The sequence below is a fragment of the Acidobacteriota bacterium genome (assembly GCA_016713675.1).
In the GTDB taxonomy this organism is placed as follows: domain Bacteria; phylum Acidobacteriota; class Blastocatellia; order Pyrinomonadales; family Pyrinomonadaceae; genus OLB17.
This window is the reverse complement of sequence record JADJOS010000005.1, coordinates 145,844-164,064: the sequence shown is the minus strand read 5'-3', so window position 1 is coordinate 164,064 and position 18,221 is coordinate 145,844. Positions and strand designations below refer to the sequence as shown.

The 18,221-nt window shown below is 50.4% G+C and carries 18 protein-coding genes; 2 read left to right on the top strand and 16 right to left on the bottom strand.

Going from position 1 to position 18,221, the window contains the following annotated elements; translation table 11 throughout:
• Positions 1-94 precede the first annotated feature (94 nt).
• On the top strand, positions 95-289 hold the full coding sequence (locus tag IPK01_17535) for a 50S ribosomal protein L28 (GenBank protein MBK7935235.1): 195 nt from the start codon (positions 95-97) through the stop codon (positions 287-289).
• 112 nt (positions 290-401) lie between these two features.
• On the opposite strand, the gene IPK01_17530 is transcribed toward IPK01_17535, so the two are convergent.
• The 14 genes from IPK01_17530 to IPK01_17465 form a co-directional block, all read right to left on the bottom strand.
• On the bottom strand, positions 402-779 hold the full coding sequence (locus tag IPK01_17530) for a RidA family protein (protein MBK7935234.1): 378 nt from the start codon (positions 777-779) through the stop codon (positions 402-404).
• A gap of 179 nt (positions 780-958) precedes the next feature.
• On the bottom strand, positions 959-3,163 hold the full coding sequence (locus IPK01_17525) for a bifunctional (p)ppGpp synthetase/guanosine-3',5'-bis(diphosphate) 3'-pyrophosphohydrolase (GenBank protein ID MBK7935233.1): 2,205 nt from the start codon (positions 3,161-3,163) through the stop codon (positions 959-961).
• A gap of 265 nt (positions 3,164-3,428) precedes the next feature.
• Positions 3,429-4,280, bottom strand: coding sequence for a hypothetical protein (locus IPK01_17520; GenBank protein ID MBK7935232.1), 852 nt, complete (start codon positions 4,278-4,280; stop codon positions 3,429-3,431).
• 160 nt (positions 4,281-4,440) lie between these two features.
• Positions 4,441-4,917, bottom strand: a complete 477-nt coding sequence (locus IPK01_17515) for a biopolymer transporter ExbD (protein MBK7935231.1) — start codon at positions 4,915-4,917, stop codon at positions 4,441-4,443.
• A gap of 42 nt (positions 4,918-4,959) precedes the next feature.
• Positions 4,960-5,403 carry a biopolymer transporter ExbD gene (locus IPK01_17510; GenBank protein ID MBK7935230.1) on the bottom strand — a complete coding sequence of 148 codons (444 nt, stop codon included), beginning with the start codon at positions 5,401-5,403 and terminating at the stop codon, positions 4,960-4,962.
• 42 nt (positions 5,404-5,445) lie between these two features.
• Positions 5,446-6,144 carry a MotA/TolQ/ExbB proton channel family protein gene (locus IPK01_17505; GenBank protein ID MBK7935229.1) on the bottom strand — a complete coding sequence of 233 codons (699 nt, stop codon included), beginning with the start codon at positions 6,142-6,144 and terminating at the stop codon, positions 5,446-5,448.
• Between the two features lie 151 nt (positions 6,145-6,295).
• Positions 6,296-7,108: a TonB family protein gene (locus tag IPK01_17500; protein MBK7935228.1), complete on the bottom strand. Its 813-nt coding sequence runs from the start codon at positions 7,106-7,108 to the stop codon at positions 6,296-6,298.
• A 387-nt stretch (positions 7,109-7,495) separates the two neighbouring features.
• Positions 7,496-8,566, bottom strand: a complete 1,071-nt coding sequence (secF, locus tag IPK01_17495; GenBank protein ID MBK7935227.1) for a protein translocase subunit SecF — start codon at positions 8,564-8,566, stop codon at positions 7,496-7,498.
• Positions 8,567-8,602: 36 nt separating this feature from the next.
• Positions 8,603-10,291, bottom strand: a complete 1,689-nt coding sequence (gene secD / locus IPK01_17490; GenBank protein MBK7935226.1) for a protein translocase subunit SecD — start codon at positions 10,289-10,291, stop codon at positions 8,603-8,605.
• Positions 10,292-10,387: 96 nt separating this feature from the next.
• Complete coding sequence (gene yajC / locus IPK01_17485) at positions 10,388-10,693, bottom strand: preprotein translocase subunit YajC (GenBank protein ID MBK7935225.1); 306 nt, start codon at positions 10,691-10,693, stop codon at positions 10,388-10,390.
• Between the two features lie 55 nt (positions 10,694-10,748).
• Positions 10,749-11,930 (bottom strand): tRNA guanosine(34) transglycosylase Tgt, encoded by a 1,182-nt coding sequence (gene tgt, locus IPK01_17480; GenBank protein ID MBK7935224.1) that lies wholly within the window; start codon positions 11,928-11,930, stop codon positions 10,749-10,751.
• A gap of 116 nt (positions 11,931-12,046) precedes the next feature.
• Positions 12,047-13,525: a redoxin domain-containing protein gene (locus IPK01_17475; GenBank protein ID MBK7935223.1), complete on the bottom strand. Its 1,479-nt coding sequence runs from the start codon at positions 13,523-13,525 to the stop codon at positions 12,047-12,049.
• A 67-nt stretch (positions 13,526-13,592) separates the two neighbouring features.
• Positions 13,593-14,945, bottom strand: a complete 1,353-nt coding sequence (gene der, locus IPK01_17470) for a ribosome biogenesis GTPase Der (protein ID MBK7935222.1) — start codon at positions 14,943-14,945, stop codon at positions 13,593-13,595.
• A 104-nt stretch (positions 14,946-15,049) separates the two neighbouring features.
• Entirely contained in the window at positions 15,050-15,598 is a 549-nt protein-coding gene (locus IPK01_17465; GenBank protein ID MBK7935221.1) for a hypothetical protein, read from the bottom strand.
• Between the two features lie 84 nt (positions 15,599-15,682).
• Here IPK01_17465 and IPK01_17460 point away from each other — a divergent pair, with 84 nt between their 5' ends.
• The gene (locus IPK01_17460; protein ID MBK7935220.1) at positions 15,683-16,324 is read left to right on the top strand and encodes a hypothetical protein; all 642 of its coding nucleotides are present in this window, start codon (positions 15,683-15,685) and stop codon (positions 16,322-16,324) included.
• Between the two features lie 127 nt (positions 16,325-16,451).
• Here IPK01_17460 and IPK01_17455 read toward each other — a convergent pair whose 3' ends face one another.
• Together IPK01_17455 and IPK01_17450 are read right to left on the bottom strand one after the other, a co-directional pair.
• Positions 16,452-17,150, bottom strand: a complete 699-nt coding sequence (locus IPK01_17455; GenBank protein ID MBK7935219.1) for a hypothetical protein — start codon at positions 17,148-17,150, stop codon at positions 16,452-16,454.
• 81 nt (positions 17,151-17,231) lie between these two features.
• Positions 17,232-18,209: a KpsF/GutQ family sugar-phosphate isomerase gene (locus IPK01_17450; protein MBK7935218.1), complete on the bottom strand. Its 978-nt coding sequence runs from the start codon at positions 18,207-18,209 to the stop codon at positions 17,232-17,234.
• Positions 18,210-18,221 lie beyond the last annotated feature (12 nt).

Sequence of the window (18,221 nt, the reverse complement as noted above, 5' to 3'; positions counted from 1 at the left end):
AACTTGACTTAACCTACTCTAATTTGCTATAAACTCTACTTTTGAGTTTTGAATAACTCTTCTTAATACCTCAGTAATAGGAGGCAATAATAATATGGCAAAACGCTGCGACGTATGTGGGAAAGGCCCACAATTTGGAAATAACGTATCACACGCTAATAACAAGACCCGACGACGCTTTAATCCGAATCTTCAATCGGTTCGCGTCTCGCTTCCGGCCGGCGGAAACGGACGTGCTAAGGTTTGTACCCGATGTATCAAATCTGGGAAGATCGTTAAGGCTGCGTAATATCATTTGAGACATGAGTCTCACCTTTGGTTGCCAAACGCTTGAAGCAATTCAAGCGTTTGGTTTTTTTGTGTTACGCAAATGCTCAGTCGTACAAAACAAAGCTTGTATCCTAAACAACAGCCACGCACTCGATCTCAACCTTGGCATCTCGCGGCAGACGAGCTGCTTGAACCGTTGCCCTCGCAGGCTTATTCTCACTGAAAAACCTGCCGTAAACTTCGTTCATCTCTGCAAAATCATTCATATCGGCGAGAAAGACCGTCGTCTTGACCACATCGTTCAAGCTCGCTCCAGCAGCGGCGAGCACTTCGTTCAGATTCTTCAAAACCTGCTCGGTCTGCTCAGCCACAATTTCCGATACAAAATTTCCTGTAGCCGGATCGATAGGTATCTGGCCCGAGCAAAAGACCATGCCTCCTGCCTTGATTGCCTGCGAATAAGGGCCGATCGCTCCGGGGGCTTTTTCTGTCGAAATGATCTCTTTCATAGCACCAATAAACTGCGACTTGAATACTCAAGCAAAACGCGAATTGTAGCAAATTAAGGGAGGAAAGAAAAGCGGACGAAAGAAATAAGATACTATTCGAAACCCACAATACTCAAAAGAACGCGAAAATAAACGCTTTGTTTGGCGATATTTTGTACATTTCCCAACTTATCTTCACCCTATGCATTTACACGTTCTACCGCGATCACGCCCGGGACGTGTTCGATCGCTCCGACGACCTTGTCGAGGTGTTTCTTGTCGAAAACTTCGACCGTCACCTCGATCAAACCTATATCGTCCTTTGAGACATTTGCACGGGCATCTCGAATACCTGTTTTGATGTCGGCAATCGCATTTGTGATGCCGGCGAGCATACCGGTTCGGTTCTCGGTAGTAGCCAGCAACTGCACAGATTGGACCTGTTTCTCGTCGCTCTTGGCCCACTCGACCTCCACGATACGGTCGCGGTTAACCATTAGCTGATTGACATTCTTGCAGCGTTTGTTGTGAACTACGATTCCCTTTCCCAGCGAAATGTATCCGATGATATCTTCGCCCCTTAGCGGATTGCAGCAACGGGCCCGCGTCGTCAGCAAATTGTCGACACCGCGGACGACAATTGCATCTTCGCCTAATCCGATGAATTTGCGAACGGCCTTCATTCCGGTCCCAATTCGGGTTTCCTTTTTCTTTTCGGGATCAAGTTCGTCAAATTTATCGCCAAGATATTTCGCGAGAACATTTCGCGGCAAAGTCTTGCCATAACCGATCGAAGCAAGCAGATCATCGCCTCGGCCGAGGCCGTATTCATTGGCTATCCGCTTCATTTCCGGATCGTTATTAAGTAGTTTTTTAGGCGTGACGCGAAATTTTTCAGCCTCTCGTTCGAGGAGTTTCCGGCCCATTTCGACCGATTCCTCACGCTGCTGGAGCGATATCCAATGGCGGATACGGTTTCGGGCCTTGGACGTGATGACATGGTTGAGCCAGTCACGCGACGGCTTTGAATTTTGCGTGGTAAGGATCTCGATCACGTCGCCATTCTGGATCTCGTGACGGAGTGGCACGATTCGGCCGTTTATCTTTGCACCGGTACAGGTATCACCCACGACGGAGTGTATGGCGTAAGCAAAATCGATCGGTGTCGATCCGCGCGGCAACTGGATCACCTTACCCATCGGCGTAAACGCATAGACGTCCTTTGGAAACAGGTCTAACTTCAGAGATTCAATGAAATCCTCACTGTCGCCGGTCTGGTCGCTAGACTCGACGAGCGGCAAGAGCAGCTTTTCGACCGTTGCACGCAATTCGTCAAGACTATTATCGTCTTCGTGGGCCCCAAGCGAGCTTTCCTTGTACTTCCAGTGTGCCGCAACACCTTCCTCGGCGACCTGATGCATCTCTTCGGTACGGATCTGCACCTCAAAGGCCTGGCCACCCTTATCGATCACGGACGTATGGAGCGACTGATAGAGGTTATCGCGTGGTATTGCTATCCAGTCCTTGAATCGCTCGGGAACAGGCGTCCAGATGTCGTGTATGACGCTAAGCGTCAGATAACAGTATTTCCGGTCATTCGGAGTGATGATGCGGGCAGCGATCAGATCGTAGACCTGCTCGATCATGATCTTTTGCTTCTTGAGCTTTTTCCAGAGGGAATAAAGACGCTTAACACGACCCTCTATGGCTACATATGGAACCTCGTGCTCAGTAAGTTGGATCGCTATCCTTTCCTTGATCTTATCGAGAGCCGCCTCCAATTCCGGCCGCCGGGCATCGACCTCTTTTGCGAGCCGCTTATAATCGTCGGGATATAGATTCTGAAACGACAGGTCCTCGAGTTCGCTTCGCATTTTACCCATACCGAGCCGATGCGCGATCGGTGCGTAAATGTCGAGGGTTTCCTGCGAGATACGTGCTCGTTTCTCGGGTTTGAGAAATTGCATCGTCCGCATGTTGTGCAAACGATCCGCAAGTTTGATCAACACGACGCGTACGTCGGTGATCATTGCGAGGACCATCTTGCGGACATTCTCCGCCTGCTGTTTTTCTTTTGAAAGATTACTGATGTGAGCGATCTTAGTCAGGCCGTCGACAAGCAGTGTGATCTCGTCGCCAAAGTACGAGCGGATCGTGTCGAGATCGACGAGTGTATCCTCGACGACGTCGTGCAAAAGGCCGGTCGAAACACTAACCTCATCCAGCCGCATATCTGCGAGGATCTCGGCAACCTCGATAGGATGAACGAGATAAGGTTCGCCGGATGCACGCGTTTGCCCCCGATGATGAAGGGCGGAAAAGAGGTATGCTCGGCGAATGAGATCCACATCGGCATTCGGCCGATTGGCATTCACTTTCTCAATTACATCCTCGATCCTGATCATCTGTTTGATAAGGCCACAGTATCAATAGCGGCACCTTGTCACCGTTTCATCCATCCGATAGAAAAATGGCGATGCTCAATAAATTGTAATTGAGCACCGCCAGAGTTGGAAAGAAAAATTTGCCTACATTATTTATTAGTGTTCTTGCTGGCGTCTGCCTGCTTCTGAGCTTCGGTCTTTTCGGCCTCTTCCTTAGCAGCAATGCGAGCTTCGATCTCGGCTTGGAGCTTCTTAACGACATCACTCAATTGGAGTGAATTTCGCCTTAAAGAGCATCGCCCTCGGCTTTGAGTCTGTCACGTTCGGCGTTATTACCATCCATTTCAGCGATCCTCATCGCCTGAATAGTAAGACTCGCTTTATAAGAACGGGTCGATTCAAAAACCTTCATGATCTCACTGTTCAGCTGCAGCTGAGGATCAGAAGCCCCGGTAATATCAAACGTGGCGGCGTTCTTTACCTCATCCGGTTCAAGAGCAACGGCTTGATCGATCAACTTAGTGCCTTCGTCAACGCATTGTTTCAGCTTGGCGAAATCGTCCGCGTTCGCAGGTTTTGTGAATTGAAAGACGTCCTTTCCGTCCTTTTGAACGGTCTTCTTCGTCGCTTCAGTATCCGAAATCTCGTTGGCACATGAGTTAGCCTTTGACGCAAGCGAACTCAAGGCTCGTGCTCGTGCAGTCGCCGGCATCTCGGCATTGTTAGCAACCTGCACCTGCCATTCGCGTGCTTTTTCGGGCTGTGTCAGGTTCTCGTAAAGACTTGCGATTGCACTTGTCGTACTGTTGAGTGCCGAAAGTGTATTAAAGTACTTACGTTGGGAATCAACGTCTGCCTTGTTCTTCTCGTATACCGCCGTAACTTCTTTCAGATCTTTCAGCGACTGCGGAAGGCTCTTATTATACTCGGCCAGTGCCTCTTCCGCCTTTGCCTTGTTCTGGCGATCGCCGATGAACATCGAGTGAAGTGTGCGTGCCAAGGACAACTGTGCGGTCCTGCCTTCAACCGTGTCGCCATTTGGATCAAGTGACGCGGCATAGCGGAAAAGCCTCTCAGCTTCCGGGAACTTTCTGTCCTTGTAAGCCTTGGAACCATCGACCAGGTTCTTACGAGCCATGACCTTATTATAATAGGAGCAGTTAGTTCCCAATAAAACTGCAGCAGATATTAAAGCTAATATCCAAAAACGAGACAATCTCATTATTTGACTCCATTCACCAACCCTTACGGGTGCACGTCGAGAATTTCTGCTGATGTGCGACACCGGCCGGGCAAATTTAATCTGTTAAATCGTCGATCTGCAAACCGATCGGCGAAGCACCGACTGATTTGACCGCATCGATCACCTTGACAACATCACCATAACGAACGGTCTTGGGCGATTTGATGAACAATGTCTTTTCGACCTCATTGGTTCCTTCCCGCAACACACCGTTGGTTTCGCGTTCCTTAAAGATAGAACGAAGACGTTCGGATAATTTTTCCGTATCCGTAACATCACCGAAAGGCTCATTATTGAGCAATATCTTCTTATCTTCACGACTGATCGACACGACAAGCGTTAGCGGATTGGGCTTAACGTTTACCTGCGGCTCATTCTTCGGCTCAGCCGGAACCTTTGCCTCAAACCGGCTCGGCTTGAGAGGCGTGATGACCATAAAGATGATGATGAGCACGAGAAGCACATCGATCAACGGTGTAACATTGATGGTCGGCTTGGCATCGCCGCCAACGCCGCCTGTTGACATTCCCATATCTGTATCCTTCCTAAGTCGCTGCTAAAACAACACAACAGCCTATTTCGGCGCTTCGCCGCCCTTTTTCTTGTCAGCGACCAGCCCGATCTTATCAATATCCTGCTTACGAATAGTATCTATCGCCTTGACGACCTGACCGTATTCGACCTCGATACCGCTCTTGATGTAAACGATCCGTTTTTCAGGCGTTTTTCCTTCCATACGCCGTTTGATCACTTCACCGAGTTGATCGAGAGGATAAATTTCCTTACCGATGTAGAAATTGCTGTTATCAGGGATCGCGACGATCACTGATGTATCTTTGGCAATATCCGCATCTTCATCGGGGCTGATCATGTCACGCGGAAGGTTGACTGAAACTCCCTGTTGGAGCAGCGGTGTCACGATCATGAAAATGATCAGCAGCACCAACATCACGTCAACCATCGGAGTAACGTTAATATCCGAATTGTATTCGGATGATCCACCTATTTGTGCACCCATGGCAGTAAATCTCCTGAACTGTCAAAGATCACTACGAAGCAATTAGCCGCGTAGTGACTTTGCACGCTGTTTAATAAAGTAGTCAACCAGTTCCGAAGCCGAGTTCTCCATTTCCACACCAAAGCTCGTTACCTTGCTTGTGAAGTAGTTGAAGAGCCAAACGGCCGGAATTGCCACGAGGATACCAAAAGCGGTAGCGACGAGAGCTTCGGCGATAGCACCACCAACCGCACCGATACCGGCTGATTCGTTGGTTTTAAGAGCCTGGAAAGCACCGATGATACCGACGACCGTACCGAACAGTCCGACGAACGGAGCGGTCGAACCGACAGTTGCGAGTCCCGAGAGGCCGCGTTTGAGTTCGGCGGTCTTAACAGCGATCGCTCGCTCAAGAGCACGCTTCGAAGCTTCCATTTCATCAGCCGAAATATCCGTGTTGCCCTGATGAGCAGCGAATTCTTTCAAACCCGACGAAACGACCATCGCGAGATGTGAATCTTTGTGCTTGTCGCCGATGTTGATGGCCTCGTCAATGTTGCTGTTCTTAAGTGCCTGTGCGACTTTAGGTGCATACTGACGGGATTGAGCCTTCGCTTTGCTGTATGTAAGCCAGCGTTCGATACCGACCGCGATCATGTAGACCGACTGAAACAGCAGAGTGATGATAACGCCCCAGCCGGGAATTGTAAGGCTCTTTGCGATATCGTAAATACCGAACGAAACGCCCTCGCCGGTAAGCATTAGAAACAAGCCCGAGATGTCTGATGCGACCAGGCTGCCAAGAAATGTCATGATTTTTCCTCCAAAGAAATCGAAAACTTAATCTGATAATTGCGTAAACTTTTTATCGAAGGGAACGGCTCAACCGTTCCCTTCCGTTAAGGTCGTCCGCTTATGGAACGAAATTGTAAGTGATAACGCCCGAAACCTTGACGGGCTGTCCCGACAATAATGTCGGACTAAAGCGTGCCCCTCGAGCTGCGCTGGCTGCCGCGGCCCTCAGCAGCGGATGACCGCTAACGGCCGAGGCCGAGATCACGCTGCCGGTTTCACTGATCAGGACCTGTACGCTCACCGCTCCAGACGCTCGAACCGCTTTTGCTGCAGCCGGATAAGCCGGCTTTGGCAAACTCGTTGCCTTACCGTTCAATACGCCGCCCGAAACGGTTTTCGGAGCCGGCTTAGGTGTCGGCGGTTTGACATCGGGCGGTTTAGAAACGGGGTCATCGTTGTCAAAATCGGCGTCATTACCTCCGCCGCCAAGCGTAGGCTGCCCAACGACAGCTCCCTCGCCTCGTCGCGCGACAGCATCCGGGTTCGTCACGTTGCTGTCGCCCTGAACCGTCTTCACGTTCTCACGCATTGCAACAAATTTTGTATTCGCCGTTTCAACCTTATCCGGAACCTTTGGCGGCGTTTGATTGATGTTTGCGATCAGCTCCTTGCGGACGTCCACGTCAGGCTGCTTTTGCTTTTCAGGCTCCTTTTCCGGTTTGGGCGGCGGCTCTTCGTCCGGCGGCGGCGGGGCTACCAGCGATGTTAATTCTAGATCGCCGCCACCCATCGCGTAATCCTTACCAAAAAGGCTGTACGTCCAGCTGCTAAGCAGTGTGATGACCGCCAAAACACCAATCGCCAGAAAGAACTGGCTCTTACGTGCGTTTTCCCTTGAATTGCTTTTAGATTCAACTAATTGATCCAGCATAATAATTCCTCCGTTACTGCTTACCGGTGCCAAACATTAGGTCAAGGGTTACGAAACCTAAAATTGCTTATATATACTAAAACCTTCGCGAACAACCAAGTACGATACTGCTGCTCACGCCAGAGAGACCTGGTCGCTCATTTCGCTTTTACTTCTCTTCGTTCGATCAATGCGGGCTTTTCGGATTCTCGCCGGTCGAACGTACAAAGTTCCACGAATTCCGTTCCCTTATCGAACACGGAAAAAAGCAGATAGATCTTAAATTGACCAGCAACGTAAAGAAGTCTAAAAGTTTACAAAATGAAAGTCAAGAATAATTGCCTTGATTTCAGCTGTTTTGCACTTTTTTTAACGTTTTGGTCTCACCAATTTCCGGTCCGGATTCTTCTATCTCGTAACGGGCCTTCGAGTCACGCTGCGGCGTGAAGCCGTCGCCAGTTTCTCGCCCATTTCCGGAACCAGAACCTCTTTGACTTTTGTTCCGCCAAGTTTACCCTGCCACCAAATAGCTATCGGGCTGGCGATCGCAATCGTCGAATATGTTCCCGAGATCGAACCAACGAACAACGCCAACGAGAATCCCCTGAGAACTTCACCCCCAAACAGGACGAGTGCAAGGACCGACAAGAAGACCAGACCGTTGGTAACAATGGTTCGCGACATCGTCTGATTGATCGAGTCATTGGTCAACAGGTAGATCGATTTTCCTCGGTGCAAGGTAATATTCTCTCGGATTCGGTCAAAAATAACGATCGAGTCATTTACCGAGAAACCAACCAACGTCAACATTGCAGCCAAAACGGTAAGACTAATCTCCCATTGAAAGACCGAGAAGAACGCCAGTGTGATCAGGACATCGTGAAAAACGGCTATGACCGCTCCGGCAGCATAGGTCCAGTCATATCTGAATGCGATGAACAACAAGATACCGACAAGCCCGAGCAATGTAGCAATCACAGCCTGGTTTCGAAGCTGTTCGCTGGCCACGGGCCCAACTGTGTCAGTTCCAACGATCTTGTATGCAGCCGCAGTGTCGTCGGCAAGCGTTGCGGCGCCTTCGGCCTCCTTACCAAGCGTGTCAAGACCTTTCTTAACAAAACATCGGCTGGCCTCGCCCTCAACATCCGGACAAACGTCTTTACGCTCGCCAATATTCGGGACCTTTATCAGCACTTCGTCCGTCTTATCGGTCGAATCCTGGATGACAGCTTCGGACACTCCGGCGGTCTGAAGTGCTGAGCGAATCTCATCAGTCGAGGGCTTTTGCCGAAACTTGGCCGTCACGACCGTCCCGCCCTGAAAATCTACACCCAGATTAAAGGCATCAGTCCCGCCCTGGGTTAGCTGGCGGCCAATTGCTGAAAATAGTCCCGCGAGCAGGACAATGATCGAGATAAAGATCAGCGGCTTGCGCCATCCCATCCAATCAACATTGATGTTCTTAAAAATTTCTATCATCTTAAATTTGTAGCTCTTTTCACTACTGGATCTCGGCTAAATACTGACGGTTTTCAAATCCTTGTTTCGATGCAGGATCCACATAAATATGGTACGTGAAACAAAGACGGCTGAGAACAGATTGATCAAAAGTCCCAGCACCAGAGTGACTGCGAATCCGCGAATCGGGCCGGTACCGTAAAGGTACAAAATGGCAGCTGAAATGATCGTCGTCACGTGAGTATCGATGATCGTAATAAACGCTCTGTCAAATCCGGTATAAATCGATTTGGCAACATCGTGTCCGGCTCGGAGCTCCTCACGGATCCTCTCGAATATAAGCACATTCGAGTCTACCGCCATGCCGATACCAAGGATCAGCCCGGCGATACCCGGCAATGTCAATGTAGACTTGATCGTGATCAGCGCAGCCATCGTGAGCAGCAGGTTCAACAATAATGCAACGACTGCATTAACTCCGGCTCCGCGGTAGTAGAACAGCATGAATATTACGATGAACACCACCCCGCCGAGCGAGGCTTCTACTCCTGACTTGATCGAATCGGCACCGAGGCTCGGCCCGACGGTGCGCTCTTCCTGATATTCGATCTTTGCCGGTAATGCTCCCGATTTAAGCGTGAGTGCCAGGTCTTCGGCAGAGGTCTTTGTAAACTTGCCGGAGATCTCACCGCTGTCGAAGATCTGCGATTTGATGAACGCAGCAGATTTCACCTCGTCGTTGAGAACGACGGCCATATAGTTATTAATGTTCTTTCCGGTCCATTCGCCAAATTTCTGAGCTCCGGCCGGTTTGAATGAGAACGAGATCTGATAATCGCCCTCGCTGCCGGTACGGGACACAGCGTTCGCATCGCGAAGCTCGCTTCCGTCAATCACATATGGGTATTCGATAACGACAAACTGTGAAGGAGCTTTCGGATCTGCTGGTTTTGCTCCGGCTTTTGTCGGTTCGTCGCGGTCCGCATAAGGAAATACCCTTCGCGTTTGCGTGTCCTTACCTCCGATCGAAGCCAACGCAGCCTCGCGTGTCGGATATGTCTGAACGGGCGAAGGATTTGGAGGACTCACGATCTTTGCCAACGCCAGATTCGAATCAGATCCGATCAGCTTTTTGACGCGTTCCGGATCATCTACACCCGGCATTTGAAGCAATATCTGGCCAGATGTCTCAGCACCGTGCTTCTGGAGCGTCGGCTCCTTGACCCCGAATGCATTAATTCGGCTATCAATGATCTTCAACGCCTGATCGACCGACTGCCTTTTCATTACATCCTGGGCGGCCGCACCGAGCGACCAACTGACGGTCGAACCATTATTGCTCTCTGCCCAATTGATGAAATCGACCTTTTTCTTTACTTCATCGATCACCGCCTGGCTCTGCGACGGATCTGAAATATTGAGTGTGACCGAATAGCTTCCATTCTCGGCTGCAATTACGTTGCCGGTCACAGGCAGTTTTGCGTCCTGAGCGGCCGTAAGTGCAGCTTGTGCACTATTTTCCGTAAGCGTTTTGAGATACTCGTCGGTTTTAACTCGCATGACCAGATGCGAACCGCCTCTAAGGTCAAGGCCAAGATTGATATTCTCGGCCAAATTAGCCTTGATCCCCGTCCACGTAAGGTCAGCACCGGTGGGCATTCGACGCGGGCCAAAGACAAGATAAGTCCCGGCGAGCGTGATCGCGATAATGATTGCTGTTCTGATCCACAAACCTGTGTTTTTCATATAACTCGTGAATCGTAAATTGCCGATCGATCTGCTCAACAAGACATTACATCTATGCGAGTTCCTCGATCTACCGTTTTACGATCTACTAACCAACTATTCTGCTTTTTTGCCAACGACCGCGGCCTTTCCAACTTCGAGCAGCGATTTATCGGCACTCATGATGATGAAACTGGTCTCCCTGACCTCTTTGATCTTGCCTATAATGCCGCCATTGGTGACGACTTCGTCATTGATCTTAAGTTCTGCGATCATCTCCTGAAGCTTTTGTTTCTGACGCTTCTGTGGAAGGATGACCAAAAAGTAAAAGATGCCGAAAATTGCGAGCATCATGAAGATCATTGACCACGGGAAACCTCCCGCGGCCGGATCACCCTGGAAAAACAAGAGTAAGTTATTCATCATTTGGTACGACATGCAGACAAAAACTCAATCATATACGTTAAAGTTCCCATTATCAAACGCAATTGGCGTCGTTCTCGGCTAATTTCGCCAGAAATTCCTTTCGAAAGGTTTGAAAGGCTCCCGATCTAATCGATTCTCTGACACGCCGCATCGTATCGAGGAAGAAATGCACATTATGGTGCGATATCAAGATCGCCGCGGTCATTTCACCTGCTTGATACAAATGCCGCAAATATGCAAGTGAATATCGCGTGCAAACCGAGCAGCGGCAATCCGGATCGAGCGGGCCGGCATCATCGGCGAATTTTGCATTGCGAATATTGATCTTGCCACGCGACGTGAAGGCGCTTCCGGTGCGACCATTTCGGGTCGGTATAACGCAATCAAACATGTCCACACCGCAATTCACTCCTTCGATCAGATCTTCCGGCGTGCCAACGCCCATTAGATATCGTGGGGCGTCGGCCGGCATCTTGGTTGCAAGATAATCGAGCACCTCGTACATTACAATTTTTTCTTCGCCGACGCTGAGTCCGCCGATCGCATATCCGTCAAAGCCGATATTCACCGTTCGCTCCAGGCTTTCCTTTCGAAGTTCCAAATGACCGGCACCCTGGATGATGCCAAAGAGCGACTGGTTACCGCTTAGCCCGCCGGTATCCTTAAAACCGGTATCGGCGCCCTTGGACTGTAATTCATCAAAACGGTCCTTAGAACGTATTGCCCAGCGGGCCGTCATCTCAAGGCTTTCCCTGGTGGCATCAAAGCCTGCGTTCCCCGGCGGACCTTCGTCACAGACCATCACAATCTCCGAACCAAGTGCAGCCTGGATCTCCATCGACACCTCTGGAGAGAGAAATTGCTTGCTGCCGTCAAGGTGTGATTGGAACTCCACGCCGGCTTCAGTGAGCTTTCGCAGTTTTGTCAGCGAAAACACTTGAAATCCGCCTGAATCTGTCAGTAGTGAGCGATCCCACGTACTGAATTTATGAAGCCCCCCGAGTTTTCGAATTATTTCGACTCCAGGCCGCAGGAACAAATGATATGTGTTGCCAAGAATGATGCGGGCGTCCATCTCTTTTTCGAGCCACTCGAAGCGGACACCTTTAACTGCTCCCTGTGTTCCGACAGGCATAAAAACAGGCGTTTCGATCTCGGAACGCCTCGTCCTTAAAATTCCCGTTCGTGCCTCGCCGTCAATAGCGGTCACTTTCCATTCGATAGGTCTATTCATCACTAAAAAAACTAAATATCACTGCCATAAAGACGCAAAAAATATGCAGGCGCAAGATCAGTGACTATTTCATTCCTACGGCTAGTCGCGGCAAGCGGCTCTATCGGCCTTTACGGCTATTTCGTCTTTCCGATCAATGACCAGATCTGTGGAGCACCGACCGCAATCTCCGATGCGAACCTTCCCTCTTCATCGATAAGGATCGCCGATGGCGTGCCAAACATGCCTAGCTTCGCCGATAGTTTATTGCCCTTATCAAGTACTATCGGCGCCCTGAACCCCAATTTTGTATGCGGCTCCTTTTCTCCGTCTGAAAATAAGATGAGGGCAGGATCATCAGGCGTGCGGGCAAGATCCCATTCCCTCAGATCAGGGGCCATTCGATCGCAATGCGGACACGTCGTACTCCAGAAAGTGATCAATGTTCGTTTGCCGGGCATTTCGCTCGACTTTATCTTGCTTCCGTCGATCGCGTCGATCGTAAATTCCGGTATTTGAGAACCGAGATCAACGTGACTATGGCGTCCGCTCCCGTTTCCAACCGTAAAATGCAAGAATTTGTCGCGAAGGTCGGCGGTGCGGATCTTTTCGACCAATTCAATTATTGCAGAGTCGCCCGCCGCAACATGGCTCGAGATCCTGCTGTTTGTATCAACAAACAATGCTGAAGGCGTCCATTTCGCGTTAACGGATTCAGCGAAATCCCTTTCTTTGCCTATAAACAGGGCTCTGGTGATCTGTCCGCCGAATTTATCGACGTTATCTTCGACGGTACCTGAGCTTATCAAAACGACTTTCACACGCCCCGAAAGCTCTTCTGCCCACTCCTGAAATTTAGGCACAAGTGCCTTACACGGACTGCAGCTAGGACTGACAAAGAACAAGAGAAGCGGAACATCACCGGAAACGAGGCTTCTCGTTGTCGTCGGGTTCCCATCGATGTCAGAGATCTCAAAATCGGGGAGAATTGCACCGATCGGCAATCCATCGTGCGGGTGGCCTGCAGTTTCGCGCTCAACCTGACCACCGTTTTTGGCAACCAATTCGAGCAGGTCTATCCGTTTCGCGATCTCGTCCTGCCCTTTCGATATTCTCCGCAAGAATTCGACCGCAATTCCGAGCAGAAATACCGCAGCGATGACCAAGATCAACTGGAGCGAATCACGATCGATACTCGTCACGCTCATGCCCTGTCCGGCCGGTCCTTTCGAAATGATGATCACTGCCGGAACAAGGAAGATGATGTTCCGGATCAAACTTGAAATTCCGACAGGTTCGCTGTGAATCTGACCAAAACAATGACAATCAGGTGCATTGCCCTTTGCGATTTGATAGATCATTCCGGCGATGAAAATCGTCAGCAAGACGACAGCGCCGATTGCACCATACCATGAAGAAATAGCAAAAAGCAGCGAAACTGCGACGGCTATCTCGATAGCGGGCAACGCGACACCGACGAAGCCGACAAAAGGAGACGGAACACCAAAATCCGCGACGGCCTTTCGCGAGCCCGCTAGGTCCGCCAATTTTGCGAAACCCGCAAGGGCGAATACCGCTGCCAGAAACAGCTTGAATATTAAGAGTGCAAGTTCCAATGTTTATTGTCAGTTCGACCGTCTCATCTTATCGAAACCCAATTTGTTTGCCAAATTTGTGTTGAACCTAGCCCTTCTTAGGCTTCATTTTGTGCCTCTCAACAAGCCTGATAGGGGTGGCGAAAAACTCAAACTCTTCCCGAAGTTGGTTTTCGATATAGCGTAGATACGAAAAATGAAGGCCGGCTTTCCCGCCCGAGGTGAACAAAATGAATAATGGTGGACGCATTCCTGCCTGTGTGAGAAACTGCACCTTTAGCCGCGAAAAGCCGCCTTTGACCGGGGCCGGAGCCGAACCGCCCTTTGGCTGCAAAATAGACTCTTCGAAAAATTTGTTCAGTTTCGATGTTGAAACACGCAAATTGCGGGCAGCGTTTGCCTTATTTACCAACGGGAGTAAATTCTTGACTCGTTGGCCGGTTAGCGCGGACATCGTGACGATCGGTGCCCAATCGAGGAACTTCATCGCCATTCGGAGCGTGCGCTCAAATTCGTAAATGGTGTTCGTCTCTTTTTCCTCGAGAGCGTCCCATTTGTTAACGGCGATTATTACCGAGCAGCCCGAATCCACGGCGTAACCCGCTATATTCGCATCAAGATTTGTCACGCCTTCGACGGCGTCTATGACGATTATGGCGACGTCTGCTCTTTCAAGGGCCTTACGGGCCATGATGACTGAGAGCTTTTCGGCCATCTCGGTCGTTTTGCCTTTACGGCGGATCCCGGCGGTGTCGATGAGTAGATAGTCTTGGCCGTCGACCGTCAAATGCGTGTCGATCGCATCGCGGGTCGTGCCGGCGATCGGCGATACGATAACGCGGTCTTCGCCGAGAAGCTGATTGAGCAAAGAAGATTTACCGACATTAGGCCTACCAATGATCGCGAGCTTGATCTCGTTTGAAGCTTCTGTCTCGACTTCTTCTTCAAAAACAAGATGGTCAAAGACCATATCGAGCAGGTCGCCTATGCCTGTGCCGTGTTCTGCCGAGACCGGAGACATTTCGAAACCGAATTGATAAAACTCGCCGGCTTCGTTTTCGACCGTTCTCGATTCACATTTATTAGCAGCAATTATTACCGGTTTGCCGGTATTTCGCAGCAAGACGCCTAGTTCCTCGTCAAGCGGCGTTATGCCCGCACGTGAATCGAGAACCCAAATGATCGCGACTGATTCGTCGATCGCATGCGATGCCTGTTTGAAAATATTTGGCGGGATTATTGCATCATCATCGGGTACGATACCGCCCGTATCTACTAGCCTAAACGTCTCTGCTTTCCAATCGACCTCACCGAACATTCGGTCGCGCGTGATGCCCGGCTCATCGCCTACGATCGCCTTTCGCGAACCGACAAGGCGATTGAACAAAGTGGATTTTCCGACGTTCGGCCGGCCAATGATGGCGACTAGCGGTGCTTTCATTACTGACAAGCATAGTAGATATTGGGGGAACATGCATCTTTGAACAAAAAACGGCCTCGCCGAATTTGGTTCAGCGAGGCCGCAGATCGTCTATCGTCCAACTCTTAGTCGTTCACAAACTCGAGGATCGTACCGAGAATTGCGCCGAGTATCGAGTATTTGCCGCTCGAATAGTTGCCGTAGCGATTCTGGCTGTAATAGCCGTCTTCGTAACCGCGACTGAATCCCTCACGGAAGTAGTAATTGTATTCTTCCATCGAGACGTAATAGCTGTCATACCCAAAGGCGGCATCTTGATAACCATATGAGTTTCGATAGTCAAAGTCCCAACCGTCCTGGCGATCGGCCTGTCCGGCGTAAAAGCCTTCTTCATAGCCGTTGTTAACCGCTTCTCGAAGCATCTGAGCACCGTACTGGCTGGTGTAGTAATACGAACCGCCGCGGTTGTACTGATAATTATTGTAGTAATTATCGTAATACTGAGCCTGCTGCAGCCTGATCTGGTCGCGTCTTATCCGCTCCCAATAACGCTGCTGATACCGCAAATATGCTTGACGACGCTGGGCCTGGATCTGGCGATAACGTTCCTTCTGTACAGTTTGGTAGTTTCCGCCCCAGTAATTGTTGTACTGTGACCAACTATTCTGCTGCATTCGACGCTGCTGCGTACGGTCTATCTGCTGATCATACTGATTATACGTGTTTGAATTCTGCTGAGTCCGAACACGACGGTCAGTTTGAGCGTTGTTGTAAACAGTACCCGGCTGCTGTTGTACGGTATTCGCGGGATTTTGGGTCTGACGACGATTCCGTACTTGCCTCAATTGATCGTCTCTCTGTCGCTGGTCGTTTTGCTGCTGACGAATCACAGTCTGCTGTTCCTGGATCTGTCGGCGATCCCGCTGCTGACCGAACTGTTCGTCACGCTGTCGTTGGATCTGCTGCTGCACTTGCTGCTGGCTCTGCTGTTGCCGCGTATTATCCTGTATTTGACGACGCTCTCGTTGCTGCTGGATCTGTTGCTGACGCTGCACCTGCTGCTGCTGCTGCTGCTGCTGCTGCTGCTGTTGCTGACGCTGGACCTGCTGTTGCTGCATCTGCTGCTGGCGAGTATTGTCCTGGATCTGCCGCCGCTGCCGGTCCTGCTGCATCGGAGCCTGCGGCTGGGCTGGCTGGGCACGCCGTTGGTTCTGCGAATTGTCTTGTCGCTCAGTCTTTTGTGCGTCTTGTGTATCTCTGCCGCGATTACGCTGGGCATTTGCATCGGCAACCATAAATGCACCGACCGCTCCCACCGAAACGAGCGAGATCATAAATTGTCTGGTAAGATTTTTAGTCATTTGACACCCCTTTTCATATTGCTAAAGGGCGAATATTGATTCGTCCTGCAATGGTAACAGCAATTACCGTTCCATTCGCTGAAATGTTGGAGTTTAGGGGCTTTTCCGTGCTGAAATGGAATCTGAGGCACTAAATCGTCACCTGTCGGCACGATTTCGTTCCTTCTCAACCTTTGAGGAAATCGTAGGTTATTCGGATCTGAACGGAACCGTTCAAGATCTCGGGACGGACACCGGTTGCCTTCATCTTCAGCGGGCCGGTATTCGGTATCGGCAAGCCAAACGACACTTTCTCAAGACTTAGGATCTCGATAGGATTAAGCTTTTTATCGATAGAACCCTGGATCAGCCTTGCGATCACCGTCCCGCCGAGTCCTCCTGTACCATTTAGGTTGACGTTGGTAACTCGTGCCCGGCCGACAAGACGTTGTGTTGTTGCGTCAAACTCAAGATCGACGTCAGCTTCAGCCATTCCCGCAAAGTCAACACATCCGATGAAAGGTGGGGCATATCCGCCTGAAAAGGCAAGCGGTACATAGACCTTGCCGTCGCGGAATCGGACGGCGGTTCGGACGCCGTTGTTTTCACGTAATATCTTTACCGTTTCGGTGCAAAATCCAGGTTCCGATTCTGCCGAAGGCCCACGATAGCCAAAAAACGAGAGAGCCGAATTCGCGGCATCATCGTAGCTGCCGACCCGTGCTATCGAAAACTGTGGCGGCTCGTAATTCAGAAAAACCGAATCAAGCAAAGCGTCGAAAAACGGCTCGTTTAGACTGATCGTAACTTCGGCCTTCTGCGCCGCAACGGCGGAAACAAATAGAAAAACTGTAAAAATCGCTGTGATCGTTCTACTTAACAACATATTTCGCTGCCCTTTTCGCAATTGACGTAATACACATCTCAGATGAATGATGAAACTTTCGGGTTGTTCATCCATTTCGATTCAAAGTCCGCTCCGCACAACATCGTGAAGCCGAAGAAGGCCGACACATTTCCCAAGATCATCAGCAATTGGAAGTACGGATATTTGCGAAGGGCGGTCTTCCATCAGTCTGAGGGCATCAAAGGCAAGCATTTCCGGAGTTGCGGTGATTGGTCGGACCGTCATCATAGCTTCGGCGGTCAACGCTGAAAATGATTCCGGATGCGTTCGCTCGATGGTTCTGCGAAGGTCGCCATCGGTAACGATCCCAATCAAGGTGGAATCGTGATCTACCACATTTACAGCACCAAGGGCGTTGGTCGAGATCGCCTTTACTACGTCAAGCCAGTTTGCTTTAGGATCGACATTCGGGCTCGGGTGCATCAGATCGCGGACCGTCAACGTCAACCGCTTGCCGAGGCGGCCGGCGGGATGATTGACAGCGAAGTCAGTCGCCGTTAGGCCTTTTGCTTCCATCAGCGTCATCGCCAACGCGTCACCTATTGCGAGAGCGACGGTGGTTGAAGCCGTCGGAGCAAGATTAAGCGGACACGCTTCTCGATCGACTTTCCCGTCGAGCACCACGTCAGAGTTACGGGCCAATGTCGAATTGACATTACCGACGAGCGCGACCACGGCGGCTCCGCGCTGTTTGATCGCCGGCATTATTGCAAGGATCTCATCAGTTTCACCCGAGTTACTCAGTGCGATCACCACATCTTCGCGAGCAACGACCCCAAGACCGCCGTGCAGAGCATCCGTCGGATGAACGAACACCGCTATCGTTCCGGTACTTGTCAATGTCTGGGCGATCTTCTCAGCGATGACTCCAGATTTACCGACGCCGGTAACGATCACCTTTCCGCGGCATTTTGATAATACATCTATCGCATCATCTACACTTTTGGAATCAAGATTCGATGCCGCGTGCGAGATTGCTTCTGCCTCGATATTTAGTATTTCCGACACTCTTTGGTGGTTTGTTTTCACGTGAACTATTACGAACCAACT

Excerpts from the sequence above, each read along its gene's own strand:
- IPK01_17515 (MBK7935231.1), bottom strand. The coding sequence starts at position 4,917 with ATGGGAATGTCAACAGGCGGCGTTGGCGGCGATGCCAAGCCGACCATC.
- IPK01_17455 (MBK7935219.1), bottom strand. The coding sequence starts at position 17,150 with ATGTTGTTAAGTAGAACGATCACAGCGATTTTTACAGTTTTTCTATTT.
- IPK01_17505 (MBK7935229.1), bottom strand. The coding sequence starts at position 6,144 with ATGCTTACCGGCGAGGGCGTTTCGTTCGGTATTTACGATATCGCAAAG.
- IPK01_17510 (MBK7935230.1), bottom strand. The coding sequence starts at position 5,403 with ATGGGTGCACAAATAGGTGGATCATCCGAATACAATTCGGATATTAAC.
- IPK01_17520 (MBK7935232.1), bottom strand. The coding sequence starts at position 4,280 with ATGGCTCGTAAGAACCTGGTCGATGGTTCCAAGGCTTACAAGGACAGA.
- IPK01_17530 (MBK7935234.1), bottom strand. The coding sequence starts at position 779 with ATGAAAGAGATCATTTCGACAGAAAAAGCCCCCGGAGCGATCGGCCCT.
- secD (MBK7935226.1), bottom strand. The coding sequence starts at position 10,291 with ATGAAAAACACAGGTTTGTGGATCAGAACAGCAATCATTATCGCGATC.
- IPK01_17535 (MBK7935235.1), top strand. The coding sequence starts at position 95 with ATGGCAAAACGCTGCGACGTATGTGGGAAAGGCCCACAATTTGGAAAT.
- secF (MBK7935227.1), bottom strand. The coding sequence starts at position 8,566 with ATGATAGAAATTTTTAAGAACATCAATGTTGATTGGATGGGATGGCGC.
- der (MBK7935222.1), bottom strand. The coding sequence starts at position 14,945 with ATGAAAGCACCGCTAGTCGCCATCATTGGCCGGCCGAACGTCGGAAAA.
- IPK01_17465 (MBK7935221.1), bottom strand. The coding sequence starts at position 15,598 with ATGCAGCAGAATAGTTGGTCACAGTACAACAATTACTGGGGCGGAAAC.
- IPK01_17500 (MBK7935228.1), bottom strand. The coding sequence starts at position 7,108 with ATGCTGGATCAATTAGTTGAATCTAAAAGCAATTCAAGGGAAAACGCA.
- yajC (MBK7935225.1), bottom strand. The coding sequence starts at position 10,693 with ATGAATAACTTACTCTTGTTTTTCCAGGGTGATCCGGCCGCGGGAGGT.
- IPK01_17525 (MBK7935233.1), bottom strand. The coding sequence starts at position 3,163 with ATGATCAGGATCGAGGATGTAATTGAGAAAGTGAATGCCAATCGGCCG.
- tgt (MBK7935224.1), bottom strand. The coding sequence starts at position 11,930 with ATGAATAGACCTATCGAATGGAAAGTGACCGCTATTGACGGCGAGGCA.